17 protein-coding genes and 1 tRNA gene are annotated in these 20,617 nt (G+C 47.1%); 6 read left to right on the forward strand and 12 right to left on the reverse strand.

The genetic code is table 11. The annotated features are described in order from the left end of the window. Positions 1 to 46 precede the first annotated feature (46 nt). From dnaJ to ABGT79_RS07975, 6 genes are all read right to left on the reverse strand, one after another. On the reverse strand, positions 47 to 1,156 hold the full coding sequence (gene dnaJ, locus ABGT79_RS07950) for a molecular chaperone DnaJ (protein ID WP_346665723.1): 1,110 nt from the start codon (positions 1,154 to 1,156) through the stop codon (positions 47 to 49). A 23-nt stretch (positions 1,157 to 1,179) separates the two neighbouring features. Then, the gene (gene rpoZ, locus ABGT79_RS07955) at positions 1,180 to 1,416 is read right to left on the reverse strand and encodes a DNA-directed RNA polymerase subunit omega (RefSeq protein ID WP_077072023.1); all 237 of its coding nucleotides are present in this window, start codon (positions 1,414 to 1,416) and stop codon (positions 1,180 to 1,182) included. A 230-nt stretch (positions 1,417 to 1,646) separates the two neighbouring features. Further along, positions 1,647 to 4,682 (reverse strand): ribonuclease R, encoded by a 3,036-nt coding sequence (gene rnr / locus ABGT79_RS07960; RefSeq protein ID WP_346665724.1) that lies wholly within the window; start codon positions 4,680 to 4,682, stop codon positions 1,647 to 1,649. A gap of 56 nt (positions 4,683 to 4,738) precedes the next feature. Further along, positions 4,739 to 5,854, reverse strand: a complete 1,116-nt coding sequence (lpxK, locus tag ABGT79_RS07965) for a tetraacyldisaccharide 4'-kinase (RefSeq protein WP_346665725.1) — start codon at positions 5,852 to 5,854, stop codon at positions 4,739 to 4,741. A 69-nt stretch (positions 5,855 to 5,923) separates the two neighbouring features. Continuing rightward, positions 5,924 to 6,274, reverse strand: a complete 351-nt coding sequence (locus ABGT79_RS07970; RefSeq protein WP_346665726.1) for a TIGR04076 family protein — start codon at positions 6,272 to 6,274, stop codon at positions 5,924 to 5,926. A gap of 119 nt (positions 6,275 to 6,393) precedes the next feature. Further along, on the reverse strand, positions 6,394 to 7,101 hold the full coding sequence (locus ABGT79_RS07975) for a Bax inhibitor-1/YccA family protein (RefSeq protein ID WP_346665727.1): 708 nt from the start codon (positions 7,099 to 7,101) through the stop codon (positions 6,394 to 6,396). 158 nt (positions 7,102 to 7,259) lie between these two features. Between ABGT79_RS07975 and ABGT79_RS07980 the strand changes: the two genes are divergently transcribed. Together ABGT79_RS07980 and ABGT79_RS07985 are read left to right on the forward strand one after the other, a co-directional pair. Further along, positions 7,260 to 7,353 (forward strand) — tRNA-Sec (locus ABGT79_RS07980). Between the two features lie 188 nt (positions 7,354 to 7,541). Next, positions 7,542 to 8,744 carry a phage integrase central domain-containing protein gene (locus tag ABGT79_RS07985; RefSeq protein WP_346665728.1) on the forward strand — a complete coding sequence of 401 codons (1,203 nt, stop codon included), beginning with the start codon at positions 7,542 to 7,544 and terminating at the stop codon, positions 8,742 to 8,744. Between the two features lie 222 nt (positions 8,745 to 8,966). On the opposite strand, the gene ABGT79_RS07990 is transcribed toward ABGT79_RS07985, so the two are convergent. The 3 genes from ABGT79_RS07990 to ABGT79_RS08000 all read right to left on the reverse strand — a co-directional run bounded on the left by ABGT79_RS07990 (position 8,967) and on the right by ABGT79_RS08000 (position 12,301). Then, positions 8,967 to 9,857, reverse strand: coding sequence for a DMT family transporter (locus ABGT79_RS07990; protein ID WP_346665729.1), 891 nt, complete (start codon positions 9,855 to 9,857; stop codon positions 8,967 to 8,969). A 352-nt stretch (positions 9,858 to 10,209) separates the two neighbouring features. After that, positions 10,210 to 10,797, reverse strand: coding sequence for a LysR family transcriptional regulator (locus ABGT79_RS07995; protein ID WP_346665730.1), 588 nt, complete (start codon positions 10,795 to 10,797; stop codon positions 10,210 to 10,212). Positions 10,798 to 10,939: 142 nt separating this feature from the next. Continuing rightward, positions 10,940 to 12,301 (reverse strand): aryl-sulfate sulfotransferase, encoded by a 1,362-nt coding sequence (locus ABGT79_RS08000; RefSeq protein WP_346665731.1) that lies wholly within the window; start codon positions 12,299 to 12,301, stop codon positions 10,940 to 10,942. 207 nt (positions 12,302 to 12,508) lie between these two features. Between ABGT79_RS08000 and nhaC the strand changes: the two genes are divergently transcribed. After that, positions 12,509 to 13,924 (forward strand): Na+/H+ antiporter NhaC, encoded by a 1,416-nt coding sequence (gene nhaC / locus ABGT79_RS08005; RefSeq protein ID WP_346665732.1) that lies wholly within the window; start codon positions 12,509 to 12,511, stop codon positions 13,922 to 13,924. Between the two features lie 997 nt (positions 13,925 to 14,921). Here the strand turns inward: nhaC and ABGT79_RS08010 are convergent. Continuing rightward, on the reverse strand, positions 14,922 to 15,215 hold the full coding sequence (locus tag ABGT79_RS08010) for a hypothetical protein (RefSeq protein WP_346665733.1): 294 nt from the start codon (positions 15,213 to 15,215) through the stop codon (positions 14,922 to 14,924). A gap of 632 nt (positions 15,216 to 15,847) precedes the next feature. Between ABGT79_RS08010 and ABGT79_RS08015 the strand changes: the two genes are divergently transcribed. Both ABGT79_RS08015 and ABGT79_RS08020 read left to right on the forward strand, forming a co-directional pair. Then, positions 15,848 to 16,045: a helix-turn-helix domain-containing protein gene (locus ABGT79_RS08015; RefSeq protein WP_346665734.1), complete on the forward strand. Its 198-nt coding sequence runs from the start codon at positions 15,848 to 15,850 to the stop codon at positions 16,043 to 16,045. A 103-nt stretch (positions 16,046 to 16,148) separates the two neighbouring features. Beyond that, a complete protein-coding gene (locus ABGT79_RS08020) occupies positions 16,149 to 17,363 on the forward strand; it encodes a Rep family protein (RefSeq protein WP_346665735.1) in 1,215 nt (404 codons plus the stop codon). A gap of 352 nt (positions 17,364 to 17,715) precedes the next feature. Here the strand turns inward: ABGT79_RS08020 and ABGT79_RS08025 are convergent, their stop codons facing one another. Next, the gene (locus tag ABGT79_RS08025; protein WP_346665736.1) at positions 17,716 to 18,225 is read right to left on the reverse strand and encodes a hypothetical protein; all 510 of its coding nucleotides are present in this window, start codon (positions 18,223 to 18,225) and stop codon (positions 17,716 to 17,718) included. Between the two features lie 267 nt (positions 18,226 to 18,492). Further along, the gene (locus ABGT79_RS08030; protein WP_346665737.1) at positions 18,493 to 19,266 is read right to left on the reverse strand and encodes a hypothetical protein; all 774 of its coding nucleotides are present in this window, start codon (positions 19,264 to 19,266) and stop codon (positions 18,493 to 18,495) included. 546 nt (positions 19,267 to 19,812) lie between these two features. Between ABGT79_RS08030 and ABGT79_RS08035 the strand changes: the two genes are divergently transcribed. Further along, positions 19,813 to 20,421, forward strand: coding sequence for a sugar O-acetyltransferase (locus ABGT79_RS08035; protein WP_346665738.1), 609 nt, complete (start codon positions 19,813 to 19,815; stop codon positions 20,419 to 20,421). Positions 20,422 to 20,617: the final 196 nt, after the last annotated feature.

The raw sequence follows: 20,617 nt of genomic DNA on the forward strand, positions 1-20,617 counted from the left end.
CCGCTTCCTTGCGGAAGCGGCCTCTGAAAGCCGGTTGAGAGCGGAATTATTCCATGCCCATGGCTTTTTTGACCTTGTCGAAAATGCCGGGCTTGTTCTGTTCTTCGGTGAGCTTTTCAAATTCCCTGAGGAGCTTTTCCTGTTCGGCGGTGAGCTTGGTGGGGGTTTTCACCACCACGCGCACCAGAAGGTCGCCCGTGCGCTTTTCGCCCGGATATTTGAGACCTTTGCCGCGGATCTGGAAAATTTTGCCGTTCTGCGTGCCTTTGGGGATGTCGAGATCGAGCGTTTCCCCTTCGTTCAGGCTGGGAATCTGGATGCGGGTTCCGAGCGCCGCCTGCGGGAAGGTGATGGTGGAGGTGTACACGAGATTCTGTTCGTCGCGCTCGAAGACGTCGTCGTCCTCCACGTGGAGCACCACGTAAAGATCGCCGGGAGGGCCTCCGTGGACGCCCATTTCGCCTTCGCCGCGCAGGCGCAGGCGCGCGCCGTCGTACACGCCGGCGGGAATGCGCACGGACAGTTCGCGCACGGTTTCCACAATGCCTTCGCCCTTGCACTTGGGGCAGGGCTTGGGAATGGTGAATCCGCGGCCGTGGCAGGCGGGGCAGGGCTGCACGAACTGCATGAAGCCCTGACGGATGGCCACCTGACCGGAACCGCCGCACTTTTTGCAGGTTTCGCGGGAAGAGCCTTTGGCCGCGCCGGAGCCGTTGCACTCGGGGCAGGTGACGTGGCGGGGAATCTTGATGGCCTTTTCCGTGCCCTTGGCGGCTTCGCGGAAAGAGATGGTCATGTTGTAGCGCAGATCATCGCCCTGCTGGGGACGGGGCCCGCGGGAACGGGAACCGCCGAAGCCGAACAGATCGCCGAACACGTCGCCGAACTGCGCGAAGATGTCCTCGGCGCTGTTGAACGAGGAGCCGCCCATGCCGGGATCGGCGGTGCCGAAGCGGTCATAGTTGGCGCGACGCTCGGGATTGCGCAGCACGTCGTAGGCTTCCGCGGCTTCCTTGAATTTCTGTTCCGCCTCGGGATTGTTCGGATTGTGGTCGGGATGATACTTGAGCGCCAGCTTTCGGTAGGCGTGTTTTATCTCGTCGTCCGAAGCATCTCTGGAGACGCCCAGAATTTCATAATAATCGCGCTTGCTCATGAAAATGTTCCGTACAACAGGGCTTAGTCGTCAAGATCGGGCGTGGTTTCGCCTTCCACGGGGGTGTAGAAGCGCTTGTCTTCAGGCAGCACCTTGCCCGCGGCGATTTCGCGCAGGGCCGTGACGACTTCCTTGTTTTTGCTGTCAACCAGAGGTTCGTAGCCTTCGCGGAACTGACGTACACGCTTGATGGCCATCTGCACGAGAAGAAAACGGTTGTCTACGCGGCGCTGGCAATCTTCAACGGTAATACGGGCCATGAAATGCCTCCAGGAAGTTTATCCGGGCGATCCGGGTGATATCAGAAACAGGTGATGACCCGCGCCGGAAGGGCGCAGGGAAAATACGACTTGCGGCATGATGCCGAACCATTTTTTTTATCTGGAGCGGCAAATGTTGTCAAGTATTTGAATGCGAGTCCAGACCCGGGAAAGCACGCCTTTCCCGGATCTGAAGTCGTCGGATGCGAATGGTCGGCCTGCCGCCGGCACTACTTTTTGCGACGACCGAAACGATGCGTCGGCGTTTCCGGCTCCGTTTTGATGGCGAAAAAGTCGTCGGGCGCGCCGTGGAAGCCGTCATGATCGCGGTGAGCGCGGCCCTTGCCGGGACGGAAGTTATGATCGCGGAATCCGCGCTCTTCGCGGCGACCGTCGAAGCGGCGTTCCCGGTTCTCGTCGTCGCGGGAACGGAAGGAACGACGGTCTTCATGGAAGGATCTCTCTTCGTCGTCGCGGTCGCGGCGCTTCGGGAAAGGACGACGCGCGCGGTCGAAAGGCTTGTCGAAGCGTCCGCTTCTGCGGCCGTGCTCTTCCTCGCCCCGTCCGGAGCGGAAGAAGCGGCCTTCTTCCCGCTCTTCGCCTTCCTCGTGGAAGCGGCGGCGGGGACGGAAGGAACGGCGTTCCTCATCGCCGCGGCGGAACGAACGTTCCTCGTTGCGGAAGGGACGCTCTTCACGGCGTCCGTCGAAGCGGCCTTCGCCGCGCTGCTCGCCGTCGGCAAAGCGATCCTCGTCCCTGCGGAACGAAGGCTTTCTGCCGAAAGGCTTGCGTCCGGCGCGAAAATCGCGTTCGCCGTCTCCGTTTTCGTGGCGGCGATCCCTGTTCCAGGGCTTGCGGGGGGCACGCTCGCGGAAGGATTCTTCGCGCGGGCCCTCCTCGTCCCAGGAGTCGGAGGCGTAGCGGCGCTGACGTTTCAGTTCCTCGTCGTCGCGGCGCGGGCGGAAGCCCTTTCTGTCGGCAAAGGCGCGGCGGCCGGAACGGTGTTCCCGGCCATCCCTGTCTTCAAAGCGGTCCTTGCGGGACGCGTTTCCGTCACGGCGACGGAACGGACGGCGTCCTTCTTCATCTTTCTGATATTCCAAGTCTATCTCCAGTCGGCCGACGTGTACGCCGGTCAGTTTCACGGTCACTTTCTGTCCGAGGCGGAACGATTCGCCGCTGTGTTCGCCGCGCAGCTCCTGCCTTTCCTCATCAAATATGTAGTAGTCCCGGCCCAGCGTTTCCACCCGCACCATGCCTTCCACCGGCATGCCGTCGAGCTCCACGAAAAAGCCGAAATTCATGACGCCGCTGATGACGCCTGCAAACGTTTCGCCCGTGCGGCCCGTCAGCAGCAGGCAGCCCATGCGTCTGTCGATTTCCCGCTCGGCGTCGGTGGCGACGCGCTCGCGGCTGTTGCACTGTTCGGCGGTTTCCAGCAGCTTGTGTCCCGCGGGCAGGGGACCGCCCGTATCGAGGCCGAGAACATAGCGCAAGGCGCGGTGGTTCACAAGGTCGGCGTAGCGTCGGATGGGCGAGGTGAAATGACAGTAGCACGCCGAGCCGAGGCCGAAATGTCCGTCTTCCTCGGGCGAGTAGCGGGCCTGCATCATGGAGCGCAGGGCAAGGCGGCTCACCACGAAGGCCTGATCCGTGCCTGCGGCCGCATCCAGCACATGGGTGAGCCAGCCGGGAACCGTGGCCTTGGCCGCCCTCGGCAGGGGCAGATCGGCGTCGGTGGCGCGCAGGGTGTGATAGAGCTCCTCCAGCCTGTCCGGGCCGGGCGCGGGGTGTACGCGGTAGAGCAGAGGCGCGTTCTTCCGGGTGAGAAATTCCGCCACGGCCTCGTTGGCGCGCACCATGAAGGCTTCGATGAGCCGGTGACTGAACAGCCGCTCCCGGTTGCGGATGCCCGTCACGCAGGAAACGCCGTTCTTTTCCTCCACCACGAATTCCGCTTCGGGAATGTCGAAGTCCAGTCCTCCCTGACGGTGACGCCGCTCCATGAGCACGGCGGCAAGTTCCGCGGCCTCCCGGAGCATGGCGGTCACGCCGGGAGCCCGGCGCTCGATGCTTGCGGCGGCTTCGCCCTGCGGATCGTCCAGCGCGGCCTGTACTTCACGGTAGGTCAGGCGGGCGCGGGAAATCATGAGGCCGTTGCAGAAACGGGAATCCGTCAGATTGCCGTTTTCGTCGAGGCGCATGTCCACGGCCATGCAGCGGCGTTCCTCGTTGGGACGCAGACTGCACACGCCGTTGCACAGCGATTCCGGCAGCATGGGTTCCACGGACATGGGAAAATAGTACGAATTGCCGCGGTCGCGCGCTTCCTTGTCCAGCGCCGTTCTCGGGCGCACGTAGTGGGAAACGTCCGCAATGGCCACGAGAAGACGCCAGCCCTCCGCCGTGCGGCCGGCGCACACGGCGTCGTCGAAGTCGCGGGCATCCTCGCCGTCGATGGTGACCAGCATTTCCCCGCGCAGATCCTCAAGAGATGCCTTGTCGCTCCACGGCGCGGCGGCCGCCGCTTCCGCTTCGGCCACCACGTTGTCGGGAAATTCCGTGGGAATGCCGTTGTTCAGCTTGGTGAAGCGCTCCTGCACCGCGGCGTCGTTTTCCATGCCGAGATCGGCCACGGCCCGCCCCGACCACAGATGTCGTTCGCCGTGCTCTTCCAGCTTGTTCGCCACGGTCACGCGGAGCAGTTCGCCCTCCTCGGGCGTCTTTTCCAGAGCGGACACGTCGGCCAGCACATCGAAGGTCAGGCGCGAATCCGCAGGACGGCAGAACGCCGTGCCTTCGGTCTTTCCCTTGCGCAGCACGCGCGCCACCACGTCGGTCTGACCGCGGCGCACCACGGCGATGACGCGTCCTTCCTGCTTTTTGAAGGCTCCGCGCTTGCGGGGCAGCAGCATGACGTCCACCAGATCGCCGTTCCAGGCGTCGCCCACGTCGTCGGGCGCAATGTAGATGTCCTGTCCGGAGCGGGCCTCGGCGTCTTCGGGCGTCACGAAGGCCGCGCCGGAACGCTGCGTGGCAAGAATGCCGCGGCGTCGTTTGAGCGCGTCGGTCATGACCCAGCTTCCGCCTTCCAGACGGACGATCTCGCCGTTGCGGGCCAGATCGTGCAGGGCTTCCAGAATGTCCCGCTTGAGCTTGCGGGAAAAGGCTCCGATACGGAGAATGTCGTCGAGACGCAGGGGGCGTCCGGCTTTTTCGAGAATGTCGAACAAGAGCTGTTCGTCGAAATCTTCTTGTTTTTTCATGATATTTCCAGAGGCATTTTATAAATGCCGCGATGATGCGCCGAAAGAGGGCGCGTTCAGTCGAGGTGTTCGCGCAGCCAGGCGCTCCACCAGGTTTCAAAATCCGGGCCGGGAGCGGAGCAGTCGCCGGTCAGATCACCGACGCTCAGGGAGGTGAAGAACCGGGCCGAGACTTCCAGAGAAAAGCAGGGGACGGAAAGTCCGAGCGGACGCAGTTTGACGGCGTCCTTGGCGGTGCAGACAACGGGCAGGCGCAGGGCTTCAAGGCGGGCTTTCTCCCCGGAAAAGTCGTGATGATCGGGGAAGGTCAGCATGCGTTCCGGGCTTTTGCCGAGAAAGGCGGAAACCGTGTGCAGGGCCTGGGAAGGATCGCCGATGCCGCAGGCAAAGACGTAGGCGCCGGGCACGGCGGACGCATCGGAAAGCGGCGCGGCGTCTGCGTTCAGGGAACGCAGACCCGCGGGCTCCATGCGGAAGGCGAAGACCGGCCGGGGATACTTCTGGAGGCGCTGTTTCAGCGCCGGAACAAGTTCCGGCCACTCTTCCGGTTCGGCCTTGATGAGATAGGCTCCGGCGTCGCGCAGGCCGGATTCCGGTTCGCGCCAGCTTCCCGCGGGAATGACGCGGTTCCAGTTGGAGGGGGGGCGGCCCGGAGCGGGGGTGAGGCGCACGTCGTCCTTGTCGAGGAGCACGAGATCGAGGTCGCGCCCCGTGGAGAGGTGCTGAAAGCCGTCGTCGAGCAGGTAGAAGTCGGGAGAGAATTCGGATTCCGCGCGGGCTCCCGCGCGGTTGCGGTCGGGATCGACCATGATCACGGCGTCGGGATGGCGCGTGGCCAGCATGAGCGGTTCGTCGCCGCATTCGGCGGGGGGCACGCCGGGGGCCGCCCGCAGGGGCAGCGCCGAGGGATGCGCGCCGTAGCCGCGCGTGAGCACGGCGGCGCGAAGGCTGTGACGCGAGGCGTGATCGAGCAGCCAGTCCGTGACCGGAGTTTTGCCCGTGCCGCCCCAGGAAATATTTCCCACGGACGCGCAGGGCCTGGGCGGCTTCCACTGGCGGAGCAGCCCGCAGCGCGTCATGCGGCGGCGGAGGCTGCCCCCGAAGCCGTAGAGCAGGGAGAGGGGCAGCAGAATCGGCGCGAGAATGTTTTGCAGGGGGTGGCGTTCTGCCATGGCGGCACCGGGCGGAAAGACGTTCAAGCCCAGACGGATTCCGTGGGCAGGCATCCGTCGGTATGCGGGTTATTCGTGCCGGACGGGCGTGTAGTCGATGACGGCCTCTTCATCCGTGCGTTCCAGCTTGAAGATGACGGGGCGCAGACCGTCGTTGCAGCTTACGATGGCCACGCCCGGCGTTTTTATCCAGTCGCCGTAGTAGAAGAGTTCGTCACCCGTGCCGTGCGCCAGCGCGAACACGTACTGATAGACGGCCTTCCAAGCTTCGTCGCAGAAGTGCGCGGGCTTGGCGTAGTCGGCGTAAAAGACCTGGCCGGCTTTGAGCATGGGGCAGGGGCCGAGTCCTTCGACGCCGTATTCTTTGGCAAGGGGTTCGTCGAAGGTCGTTTTCAGAACGGTGATGCGCACGCGCTTCATGTCGAAAGCCCCGTTGCTGTTGAAAATCGATGGATTACATGCGAATGGCCGGCAAAAAGCCGGCCAGAGAGAAAGAGAAGAGGAAGGCCGCGGCTGAACGTCGAGGCCTTCCATAAGCGTCAGCTGTTGCGGTTGCCGAGAAGGCGGAGCAGCATGAGGAACATGTTGATGAAGTCGAGGTACAGGGTAAGCGCGCCGAGCAGCGCGCCGCGGCGCATGGCGAGGCTGTCGTCCACGGGAGCGCTTTCGCCCATCATGCGGAGCTTCTGCGTGTCGTAGGCGGTGAGGCCGGTGAAGATGATGACGCCGAGCACGCTGATGGTGAGATCAACGGCGGAGTTGCCGATGAAGGCGTTCACGATGCTGGCGAGCAGGATGCCCCACAGACCCATGATCATGAAGCTGCCCATGCCGGAAAGATCGCGCTTGGTGACCATGCCGAACACGCTCATGCCGCCGAACATGCCGGCGGTGACGATGAAGGCCTGAGCCACGGAAGAGCCGGTGTACACCAGAAGCACCGGGCCGAGGAACACGCCCATGAGCACGGAATACAGCAGGAACAGGCCGGTGGCCGTGCCTGCGGAGAGCACGTGCATTCTGGCGGTGATGAACATGGAAAGACCGATGACGGCCACCATGAGCAGAACCATCATGATGGTGTTGGTGAACAGAAACTGCATGATGGCCATGTTGGAGGCCGTGAACACGGCGGCGAGCGCAGTGACGCCGAGAGCCGCCGTCATCCAGAGATAGACCTGCTGCATGTAGACGGCAACGCTGGAGCGTCCGTAGCTCTGCACCTGGTCGCGAGACGTGTTATTCATGAATGTTTCCTCCCGAAGGGGTAAATGGCGAGGTTTGCCGCAATAATTCTGCGGATTCAGGATAACAATAAGGCTTCTTGTCCCTTAATGCAAGGCGCTGAGGGAAAAGAAAATTTCCGAGCTTGACGCAAGGTGTCGTTTTTTTTATGTTCGCTGGCGGAGGCGTCTCGTAACCGGTGTTGCGCCTGGTCTTCAAAACCAGTGTCAGGCTGAGAGGTCTGAGGTAGGTTCGACTCCTATACGCTTCCGCCAACTTTACTATTATAAAGCCCCATAAAGCTGCTAATGCCTTGTGGGGCTTTACTTTTTTCTTGTTTTATTCCTCTCATGTCCTCGCATGATATCTATAGACATACCAACAAAGTGTTGGTTTAATCGTTGGTATACTTTTTATGTGGACAACAGAAAAGCGAAGATACCAACACGGTAAGGGGGATGCCATGCCTTTGACAGATACCAAGGTTCGCGCCTTGCATGGGCGTATGGTGAAAGGGGAGAATGTAGGCAAGGAGTCGGACGGAGGAGGGCTGAACTTTCAGAGTGGGAAGTATTGGCGGATGTCCTATCGCTTTGCCGGAAAACAAAAGACGCTTGCGCTTGGAGTGTACCCTGATGTTTCATTGAAGATGGCACGGCAGGCGAGAGATAGGGCGCGGGAACTCTTGGCGCAGGGGATAGATCCGGCAGAGCGGAAAAAGGCGGACAAAGTAGAGGCAAAGAGACAGGAACGGGAAGGTTCCCTCACCTTTGAAGTTGTTGCCCGCGAATGGTTTGAAAAAAAGACTCTGGAACTGACGGCGGACTACAGAAAACAGATTCTTTCACGGCTGGAAAACCACCTTTTTCCGTACATAGGCGGGGTGCTCATGAAAGACTTGGCTCCGGCTGATGTGTTGTCTGCTGTCCGGGTGACAGAAAAGCGCGGGGCCATAGAGCAGGCGCACAGGCTTGCTCAGCTTGCCGGGAAGATATGCAGGTTCGCCCGTGTGTCCGGCTATTGCACGTTTGATGCTGCGTCAGGGTTGACGGAAGCTCTTACCAGCATACCGAGGGAAAAGCATAGGGCGGCTATTGTAGATCCGATAAGGATAGGGGAACTTTTACGCGCCATAGAGGACTATCCCGGCGATATTTCCACGTTATACGCTTTGCGTATCCTGCCTTATGTCTTTGTACGTTCTCAGGAAATACGCGGGGCAAGGTGGGAAGAAATCGACTTCGACAAGGCCGTGTGGGTTATTCCGGCGGGGCGTATGAAAATGAAGGTTGCTCATACTGTCCCCCTTGCCCGGCAGGTGGTGAGATTGTTCATGGATCTGAGAGAATGGACAGGACACGGTGAGCTTGTCTTTCCCTCTCCATTTTCTGCAACGCGCTGCATATCCGATATGGGACTTTTGAATGCTTTGCGCCGTTTGGGATATGGTAAAGATGAAATGAGTATACACGGTTTTCGTGGTATGGCATCGACCCTACTCAATGAGTGTGGGAAGTACCGTCAGGATGTAATAGAGGTGCAGCTTGCGCACGGAGAACGGAATAAAGTACGGAGCGCATATAATCATGCTCAATATATGTCGGAACGTACAGCTATGATGCAGGATTGGGCTGATTGGCTTGATAAGTTGCGGGCAGAGGAGTAATTTGAAATATATAAATTGATATTTTTTCCCATGCTAATATTTTCTAAAGAACTATCCTTGGGCAAACTGGTGAGAGATAAGCTGGTCGTCTGAATTAGGACTTTGGTATGATAAAATAAGATTCTTGAATTTATTTTTTATATAATTATAAAGTTTAGAAACAGTCCTTATCAAAAAGTATATTTTTGATGAGGACTGTTTCTTTTAATTGTAAAAAGTTTATTATTTTTTTATTTGACTGAGTATAATTCCTGATATTACAAGTAGTATAGCAATATATTGTTCTGTAGTTATGTGCTCATCAAGCATTAATACTCCCATAAATAGCGTCATAACTGGAATACAATTATTATATGAAGCAGCTTTTGCTGCGGATAACTTCATAACTCCATAGCTGTAAAGTCCATATCCTGCAAAAGTTGGTACTATGCCAAGATATATAATAGAAGCTAAAGGTAGCCAGCTAGGAAAATTATTTTCAAGGGTGATTGTTTCTGTTTCTATAGGTAATATATTTAAAGTAAAGAAAAATATGGTACCTATAAAGACCATTGCTCCTGTTTGTGTAAAGTGTGAAACTTTACCTGTTAGTCTACGTATGCATAGGGTATACCCAGTTGCACATAGAACTGCTAAAAGTTCAAGGCCATTTCCGAGAATAGGACTAGGTGCACTTTGAGTTGCTATAGCATCTAATGAAATCCAGATTACGCCTGTTAATGCAATAGCAAAACCGGCCCAAGCGAGTTTTGGCATGCTTTCGCCAAGAAAAATTCTAGCTGCAACTGCTACCGCAAGAGGTTGTAGCGCCATAACCATTCCTGCTTGCGCAGACGAGGTAAAACGCAGTGCATTACTTTCGAATAAAAAATATAGGCAGGGCATGCAAATCCCGCTTACTAACATGATCTGTCGGGAGTTACGGTCGCGGAAGCTTCGTATAATATTTGGTAATAGGGGAAGGCATACCACGGCAGCTGCAAGCATGCGCCCGGTCATGGCTTCTACGGGAGAGTAAGCTGAGAGTGCTATTTTTAAGCCGACAAATGTCGAACTCCAGACAAACATGGAAAAAAGTAAGGCTAAGTGAGGTAGCAAATTGGAAAGTTTCATGAAATTCACCATGACACAGTTTGATGTTCATTGAGAAAAGACGTTCAGGCGCTCTTTGCAAAAGTTTTTAAATAACTGTATTAATGGAGAAATGTAGACATTTTTTAAGTTAAGAAATCCAATTCTTGTAGTTAATGGAAGAGAATCGAACGAAATAATATCTAATATATCTCTATCGTTAAAACACTGCCTTTCGCGTAAAAAAGCAGCTCCTAATCCAAGTTTTACATATTCAAGTGCAAGAAGATCTGAGTCTATACTTATAATTTTTCTTGGATTTATATTCATCATTGTAAATATTTCATTAGATGTTGGTTGAGCAGCATCTGAATGAAATACAATAAATGGAATATCATTTAGTTCCTGTTGCAGGGGGGGGGGAACTCAATGAAAATTTTTTCTTTAGACAACAAAGAACATGACGTTCTTGAAAAAGTTCTTCGAAATTATAAGAGTCTGTATTGGAAGGTTCGGAACATATTGCTAGATCGCTCCTACGGGATTCGAGATGACGCAGGGCTCTACCTTGGGTTCCTGTTTGTATGTTGAAAGATACGTCTGGATATTTTTCAAGAAATTCACGAATAATATCTTTAATTACAAATAAGCTTATATATTGCTGTGTAAATATGTTGATAGTTCCATGTATATAGTTATTATTATTTAATAAATTTTCAAAAATATCATTAGCGACATTAAATAAGGTCTCAGTTCCATATAATAATTTTTTTCCTTCCTCAGTTAATTTCATGGGGTCAACAGATCTATCAAAAAGTGAACAGCCTAGTTCCTCTTCAAGTTTTACAAGATGATGTCGAACGGCAGCTCTATTGATTCCCATGTGTTTTGAAGCGGCGGAAAGACTACCGGTCAAAGCTACATAATAAAATCCGCGCAGCCATTGCATGAGATCACCGTTGAATTTCCGCAGAACTTTCATTTTACCACCTCCTGTTTTCTAACAGCTTTTCAATATCGCTTTGTCTGGGGTGCTGCAAGAGGAGAATGGGAAAGTGATATTATCTGTGGGACAAGACCGGCCATCTAAGATATCATCTTCAAAGGCCGGTCTTTGTTGCCACTTATCGCCAGAGGCTGACTCTGGTATAGATGTCTTCATTAATGCCAGCAGGCGTACACCCTTCAAGTCTCAGCTGAACATTGGAAGGCGGGATTACTTCTTTTTCTTCGGGGTGAGGAAGATCTACCCAGTCATAGGGATACCTGTGAGCCCGGAAAACAAATCCTGCCGGATCCACGTACTCCCATACGATTTCTCCCTCGGGCGTGACTTCAAAAATGCGTCCACTGGTGGCTTCGACTATTTGCGTATTTCCATTGGGAAGACGCTGCATTCCCGAGCATATGGCGCTGAAGAACAAAGAAAGTTCGGAGGCTAGCTGTCCGCGATAATCTCCATAGCTCCAGACAATTTTCAATGTAATGGGATCGATTTCAAGAACACGGGAGAAGCAACGCCCCTGATTATATTGTCCCGTAGGAGAAGCCTGCGTAGGAATGCCGTAACCGGCATGACCTCCATTGTCGAAAATAAGGATATTTCCTTCACCAGGCAGGCCCTTGGGAATCATATGAACTTCATGCTGGCCGATTATGGCTCCAAGCTCGCGGAGTTCTTTGGTAGAACTGTAGTCAGGCCCCAGACGCCATACGATATCACCGGATCTGTGATCAATGATGAACGATATATTCAGTGAACGGATGTCCGTAATGATATTATTAGGATGAAAACGTTCATCTCCCATGTCGTAGTGACGATTCGGACCAAGCCACGCACAATTGTTGAGATATGTTTCCTTTGCATAGCTCATGCCGGGCTTTACGCCGGGGAAACGGAAAAACGCATTTTTTGCGGTTTCCGAAAGGCCGAGCTGGTCAAAATGATCCATGAGTTGCCAGGACCATTCTTCCTTGCCATTTTCATCGACGATCACGAGTCTGGTATCAGAAAGCGTGATGGGAGATATTTCAGGTTTGTGTACATTCCTGTTGGAGTTGATAAGCGTACGTCCATGTTTCTTAGGGTACTGATTAGGGGCGTAATAGCCGACGGGATTTCCTTCTCTCTGGAAGTCATGATGAGTGCGAGCAGCAGGAACCTTTTCCCCATTGATGATTTGTTGATCGAGGTCTGGAGCCTTCCACACAAGGTTATTATTCCAGTCTCTTTGTACAAGGTCGCGCATTTCCAGAGGGACTCCGGGAATTTCAGCAGTGGCCCCGATAATATCTCCACCAGGAAGTAGCTTGTTATCAAAAGATCCGAGTAGTCCATCCCAGTAATGAACTACATTACCATTCATATCTATAAGTCTAGCACCTTTTGCAGTGCTGACAGAACTTGATGGCACAAGAACATATCCATTCCAACATTTTTCAGGCTTATAGATCAACGTACCGGTCAAATTAACAGTCTGCGGCATGGTAATGACTCCTTTGAAATATTTTTATAGATCATCTTTTCTTAAATCTTGTCGCGTATGTCAACGGGAAAGATTTTTCAGCTGTGTATATTTTTTTGCCTGGCAATATTTTTCTCGATGTGCAAAAAAATAGTGCCAGTTTATAGCATGATTTTTTTTTGTTAGAAAATATACAAGTTATAAATTTTATTACTTGGGAGGCTTTTAATGATGCAAGAGGAAATGAAGCCAAAACTGTGGCAGGCGTTACTTATGGTTGTTATTCCTGTTGCCATTATTTTATATGGTACAGTTGTAAAACATATTATGCCTCCAGTAGTTCCGTTAATTATGGCTGTTGTAATTGCAGCATGTATTGCTTTATTATCAGGTGTAAAGTGGCAAACTATTGAAGATGGAATGTTTATGGCACTTAGCCGTTCACAGATAGCAGTTCATATTCTTATTCTTGTTGGCGCATTGATTGGAATATGGATTCATTGTGGAACTATAAGTATGATAGTTTATTATGGCCTAAAACTTATTTCTGCAGAATATTTTTTAGTTACAGCATTTATTATATGTACGATAGCTTCAGTGGTTACAGGGACAAGTTTTGGATGTCTTGGTACCGTGGGGGTTGCTCTCTTTGGTATCGGTACAGCTTTTGATTATTCTCCAGCAATGATCCTTGGACCTATTGTAGGTGGGGCTATGCTGGGTGATAAAATGAGTCCTGTGTCTGATTCTACTAATATTGCTGCGTGCACTTGTGAGACTGATCTTTTTTCTCATATAGGATCAATGATGTATACAACGCTTCCAGCGGCTATTATAGCGTGTATTATATATACATTTATGGGAAATTCTATTGATGGAAATGTTGACGTATTGTCAGGTGAAGTAGGCGTTATTCTATCTACTATTGAGTCTCATTGTAATTTGTCTTGGGTTACACTAATTCCTCCGGTTGTGCTTTTTACGTTGGCATGTCGTAAAGTTCCGGTAATTCCCACATTGGCATTAAGTATTTTTGCGGGGGTTATTGTCGCTCTGCTGGATGGTGCGAGCCTTGATGCACTGATTAAGACGGCAACGAGCGGATATGTTTCCCAGACGGGTGTAAAAGAGGTGGATAGCCTGCTTTCAAGAGGTGGAATGCTTAGCGTCCTGCCTACATTGCTGCTTTTTATTGCAAGCCTTTCGTATGGAGGCATTTTAGAGGCTAGTGGAGTATTCAGCGTGATTATTGAAAAAATACTCCGGCATGTTTCGACGCTTGCAGGTTTAGTTTTTTCCACACTGTCTGTTTCGTTTTTTGTCTTGCTTGGTACTGGCAATATGATGCTTGCTAGCATTATGACTGGTAGAGCTTTTGCAAATGCATATAAAGAAAGAGATATACATCAAAGAGTACTTTCTCGCTCTTGCGAGGATTCAGCAACTGTTTTAAGTATTCTTATACCATGGAGTGTGCCAGCATTTTTTGTAATGGGAATACTTGGTGTATCTGCTTGGGATTATACTCCATATTGTTATTTTAATATTCTTTGTCCTGTATTTTCAATGTCTTATGCTTATACTGGTTTTGGTGTATGGAGAAGGAATGGTACACCATATAGAAAATCTATAAAGAGAAAATAATTTTTAAACTGATATTTGTTAAAAGTAAGCACCTTTTTGATGATTAATATCATTAAAAAGGTGCTTTACTGTATAAATATGTTGTTAGTATTTATTATAATTTTGTAAAATAATATAATTAATAAATAATAATATTTATAATAAAACATATTGTTTTAAATTTAAACAAATATTAAAATCCGTTGTATTTTATTAAATATTGGAAACAAGTAATTTAATAAAAGAAAAGATAGATAAAGTTTGTGATGATTTTTCTGAGACAGTGATCAGAATTTCAATGGAATGTTCGATGATATCAATATCCATCATTCTATACTTAGCTACTAGATCAAAGAGTCTTTACCTTCTTTAGATATAGCAGAAGGCCATTAAATTTCTAGAGTAGGTTTTAGGTATAAAGGTAATACCATTTTTACTTTGAATATTTTTTCCAGATAGTCTATGCATCCTGAAGATGCAAGATAGGCTATGCTATACTCATTGTTTTCATATGGAAGTACTGATATATATGGTGTATCTGAAAGGACTACTGTTATGGATAACACGCTGTCATGACAATGTGATATAATTTGCTAAGAACGTCAGCACTGTGCCGTAGGAAAACTTATTTTAATATATTGATATGATATATATCATATCTTATCTTATTATTGACAATCCCCTAATAATACTTCCAATCCATTGTCATGGTAGTATTATTAGGGGAAAAGATGACTGGAAGGATGAGCTAGGACTTCGGAACGATAAAATACGACTTCTGAGGTTATTTTTTGAGAAGATATCATACTCTTTGGTAACCAACAATTTCAGATTTTCTGCTAGTGACTATAGGGTAGAATACATGGGGAGGAAGTGGATGCCTTGTATGTATCCGTCTTCTGTGAGAAAATGCGAATTGAAGAGACCGGCATTCCAGAAGACTGACTCACAAGTTTGAAAATTTAAGGAGCAGGCAAGAGTCATCAAGAACAAGAATCTTGATATTTCATGTCTGATATTATTTTTCCCGAACAGCATAATGCTGAATTTTTTTGCCCTTCTCCGTTGTTTCTATTCCCTTTTGATGAGAACCCATTCTTCCAAAGCAATAATGCATGAGCTCTTTTAGTTCGGAGAGAAACTCTTTCACCCGTTCATCTTTCTCATCAGCCATGTAGAAAAAATCAAAGATATGGTTTTTGTCTCCGAAATCTTCTTCTAGCCTACCATGAATTTTATTATTGCTTTGATGTTCTATCCATTCTTTAAAGGTTGTCATTTTCTTCCTCTGGCTGTTCTCTGAGCCATCCATATTCGTTCTGGTAGAGCAGCCAGAATGTGATAATCATTCCAAGGAGTGTATCCTGTGTTTCCTGTGGATAGCCACGTTGCCGTACGGTCTCAAAGTCTTCGTACATTCCATCAGGAAGAGTGCATGGCAATATATGTTTCATAATAATTTCCAACTCTTATAATATTTATACTTTAAAAATATCGAGATTGAAAAGATATACAAATAATTATAAGAATGTTCTTATGATTGCCCATAGCCAATAGGGACTTAGGCGTTATCTCCAGCGTCGTTACGAATATTGAAGAAAAATTCAGAGAGTTTTGATAAGCATCATCAGTACAATGGCGGCAGCTTTTGAATCAGGGATATCGATAGAGTGAAAGGACTTCTTTAAAAATTTCTTCGATTTTTGTGTGATTTCTGCAAGCGTTTTTCAGCGTAGATGGGACTCCGAATCAGTGTGTTTGATTCGGAGTTTTTTTATTCAGGAGGGCACGTCCCATAATGTCCCGCAGATGTCCCACATATTGAAAATTCTGTCCTCTTGTTGTCCCGTATGGAATTCTGATAAATTACACTTATAAATTCAGTCGGCAGTGATGAGGTATTACATCTTATCCTGTCAGAAAATCATTTCAGGAGAAATATAAATGGAAAGAAACAGCAATCAGAAAATGGTCAGGGCGAAAGAGGCCGCAACATATCTGGGAATTGGCGAAAGCACATTCTGGCGATGGGTGGCTCAGGGAAAAATTCCACAGGGTATTAAATTTGGGACTAGGTGTACAGTGTGGCGACTTGAAGTTTTGGACTCATTTATTGAGCAACATGAAAAAGTCGCTATATAAGCTGGGTATGAGTATTTTATTATGAAAGCTATTGGAATATAAGTAAATATGATTCTAATGGGCTTGTATATATCAAATGAGTATAATGAGTAAAGGAATATATATGATGAAAAATAATTTAATTAAGGCTAGGGGCTTTCATATTGTAACAAAGCAATCATATCTTTCTGAAGATAAGATTAAAAATGTTTTAAATCGATATAAAACGATTACTAGTTGGGCTTATATTTTACATGATAAGGAAATAGATGAAGTGGGTTGTGGAGAAGACAGTGATGATGGATTAAAAAAGTTTAAAGATGCTCATTGGCATATTGCTATTTATTGTAAAGATAACAGAATACCATTATCTTCAGTTGCATCATGGTTTGGAATAGGTGATAATTTTATAGATAAATCAGAAGGAAGTATAATATATATTATTAAATATATGCTTCATGAAGATGAGGAGTCTGTTAGGTTAAATAAGCATCGCTATGACGATAGTGAATTAAAAACAAATATTAACTTTAGAAATGAATTAAATCATATCTCTAAGAAGAAGAAAAGAGAATATTTTTTTACAGGTGTCTTAAACGGCATGCATCCAGATGAATGTAGAGAGATTGATAGGTATTTTTATGCTGAAAATATGGATAAGCTTATTAGGTTATATAAGGACTATTTGAATCATAAACCAGTGCCTTCGACTAGGTATAATATTTATATTTATGGAGATTCATCTTCTGGAAAAGATTGCTTTGCTAAAGCGTTAGCGCGTGCTATTTACAATAATAAATCAAAGGATGAGTATATATATCATACAATAGGTTCTCCAAAAACGATGTTTGAAAACTATTTACAGCAAGAAGTTATTATATGGAATGATATGCGTGCAGAGAGTTTATTATCACGTTTTAATAATGATATTGGACTGATATATAATATATTCGATGTTCATCCTTCAGCAATTTCAGTGAATGTTAAATATTCATCTATAAAACTCACAAATCGAATAAACATAGTGCACTCAGTTCAGCCCTATGATGAATTTCTTGATACACTTTCTGGAAATGAAGATAGACGTCAATCTTATAGAAGATTTCCTATAATAATTCATCTAAAAGAAGATACTTATGATGTTTTTATTAATAAATTTTTTATGGATAGAACTGAATCGTTTACAGAGTATTATCGTAAGATTGATATTCCAGGTTCATTCGGAAAGTATAGAATTTTGTATTCATCGGAAGAGGCACATCAGAAAGAACAGAGGGCAATTAAACCTGTAGTTGATATTTATAATGATATTAGAAATAAAATTGAGCATATAGTATGATTACATAGAAATTTCTAGCTCTAGTTTTTTATGAAGTTATGATTAAAAAGTATTACCTTCCCCTTAGTTGAAAAGAGAGCCATTCAGACAAGATACTATGTAATAGTGTTTGCTTGGCTGTGGATGAAAAGCGAGTTTTGCGAATATTTTCAAACTGTTTAAACATCTCTTCTGAGACTAAAAATTGAAGTTTCTTTTTGGACATAGTTTATCTTTTTTATTCTATTTTATCATATTTATCATTATAGAAAATAAAAGTTATTTTTCATAAAAAGACTATACTAGAATTTGTATTGAATAATAATTTCTATAAATTAAAAAAAGGAGCGGCAATCTCAGCAACTCTTTTTTATTATTTTTCTTCCAAAGAATTTAGAAGTTTATTAATTTCATTTTTTAATCTATCACGAGCTTCTATGAAGCTATCATCTGACTTTATTTTATTATTGCTTACCATATGTTCATAGAGATTTGAAAATTCCTTAATCCGTTTACCAAAATTTTCAAGTTGCGTTAAGTATCTCTTTTTTCTAGAAGTGTTATTTTCATAAATTTCTTTTTCTTTTATTTGAGCAGCCTTTGCATTTCGCTTTTGAGCTTTTTCCAAACGAGCATTATAAAGTTTTATTTTTTCTTCCTTTGAACCTTTATTTCTAGCTATGCTGCGCATGGTGATAACAGATAGCAACGAGTCATTACGAGCTCTTTCTTTTATTTCATCAGGAAGAGTTTGAAGTGCATAATAGTCAGAAATTGAACCTTCTGCCAGTCCCAATTCTAGTCCCAATTGTTTATGGGTATAGTTTTCATCTTTCTCTTTCCGTTTTTTATAAAGTCTATCTATTGCATCACTTTTTTCCATGCAGTTGTGCTCTGTGCGCACAATGTTAGCTTTGAGGCCACATTCGACAGCTTCATCATAGCTCAACAAAATAGCGTAAATTTGGGACAGTCCTGCTTGTTTGTGTGCTTCAAATCTATGCCAACCATCAACAATGATATATTTATTGCTTTCCGTTTTTTTATTGCGTAATTAGGATATTATCTATCTTCTGTCCAAAACAGAACCATTTATAAAAAATTTTCGACGGTACGAAGCATTATACAAGTTTAATATAAATTCAATTTCTTAATCTTTTTCACCATCACACATTCTCACACCATATTTTCTGATTGCTTCAGAAGATACTATACCATCAGTTACATGATAGAGTAGGGCTCCTATCATCGCTTTTGATATGCCATATTGAGATTCTAAATGTTTAGCAATTTTTTTGTCGGAGTCTCCATCTTTTCTCATTTTTATTACAGTTGTGCATAATCCGTTTCCTTCTATATATAATTTTTTTTCATTTTCAATTCTTGCTTTTAATTGATTTTTATAAGTAACTAATTCATCTCGTAGACGATTTAATTCGTCTACAATAGGGCATTCTGAGCATCTTTCAAACTCATCTTTTATTTCCAAATATTCATCAGTAACGATTTCTTTATCGGTATCACTTTCATCAAATAAATAAGTTTTCTTTTTTGATATACAATGAATTTGTTTCCAGTTGCTCCAATCTGATATATCCATTGTTAATGTATTAATATCATCTTCTTTAAAATAATTAAAAATTTCTACAGGATTATGGAAATCACAATATTCATTATATGCCTGTATAAATTCTAATTCTCGATTTGTTTTTATTCTATCATATCCTTTTGTTTTATTTAAAAATTTAAGAAGTGTTATTACCTTTATATTAATTTCATTAAAAATAAGTTTTACAGGAATTTCACGTTCTTTATAGTCGATTTCATGTTCACATAGAATCGCGTAAAATTTTTCAGGTGTATACTTTGCAAAAGGTTCGCTCTCATCGTTCCAGTTAAAATCTTCCTCTTCATATTCATTCATGGTGGTTTCCTTTTTTATATTTTGTAAGACCTGCTCGCGCAGTCACACAAATAATTTGTCTAATTATGCATCATTTTTTGTCTTTCATCAAGATATTGAGCACGGTTATAGGGTCTTCGAGAGGTACTTTCCTTAGCGTGCGCCATCAGGCTTTCACACTCTGGGATTATATTGTTGCGTAATGAGCAGCATAGAGGTCATAGCTCGAAGCCAGAAACTCGTCTTTCTGTTTTATTGGGTTAGAAATGGAATGGCCCTGCCTAGTGGGATAGATTAGAAAATGTTGGTATTAATGTTGGTATATTTGATATATTATTTTTTAAATATATGTAATATCAATATGTTATATTATATATTTGATTCCTATACGTGCCAACAGACGCGCATAAAGCCTCATGAAGCCTCAACTGCTTTGTGGGGCTTTCCTTTTTCCGCGCTGCCTTGCGCTCTCTCATGGCGTTTCTCTGCCGAAGCCGCGGCATGAGGCGGCAGCGTCGTGAGGCCCGGGCGGCGTTTTTTCTGGAGCATGCCGGAGAAGAGGCGACTATGACGGAAGAAGAAAAGATTTTTGCAGGAAGGCTTTTTGATGCGAGATGTCGGGAACTCAAGGACATCAAGCATGTGGCGCACGAGCTGTGCCGGAAGTTCAACGCCATGGATGAATATGATCCTGATAGGCTGCCGCTCATACAAAAATTCATAGGGAGCATCGGCAGGAATTATTACTTTCAGGGGCCCGTCCAGTTTAATTACGGCTGCCACACGTTCATCGGCGACAACTTTTTTGCGAACTTCAATCTGCTCATCTTTGACGACGGGAAAGTCGTCATCGGCAACAATGTGATGTTCGGACCCAACGTCAGCCTTCTCTGTTCCAACCATCCCCTCATTGCGGATGAGCGCATACGCATGACCTATCCTGACGGCCACGTGTCCACGTCGGAGTTCGCGGGAGAAATTCATATTGAAGACGACGTCTGGCTGGCGGCCAATGTTTCCGTCATCGACGGCGTGACCATAGGAAAGGGCGCGGTCGTGGGCGCAGGCAGCGTGGTCACGCACGACATTCCCGCAGGATGGCTGGCCCTCGGCGTTCCTGCAAAGCCGGTCAGGAAGATTTCCGAGCGGGATTCCAAAATGCACCTGCTGAGCTAGGCGTCTCTCCTGCGCCGCTGTTTCTGTCCTCTGGGGAAGGAAACGTTTTTTTTGCCGACGCCATCCGGGCCCGCAGTCGTGAAAGGCGGCGGGCTTTTGCATTAAATGTTCCGGCGGTTCGGGCTCGGAGAACGGCACGGCCGGGAGGCTGATTTTGAGGAAAAGGGATTCCGCGTTCTGCGTCGGGAGCCCCTTC

Source organism: uncultured Mailhella sp., from assembly GCF_963931295.1.
GTDB lineage: Bacteria > Desulfobacterota > Desulfovibrionia > Desulfovibrionales > Desulfovibrionaceae > Mailhella.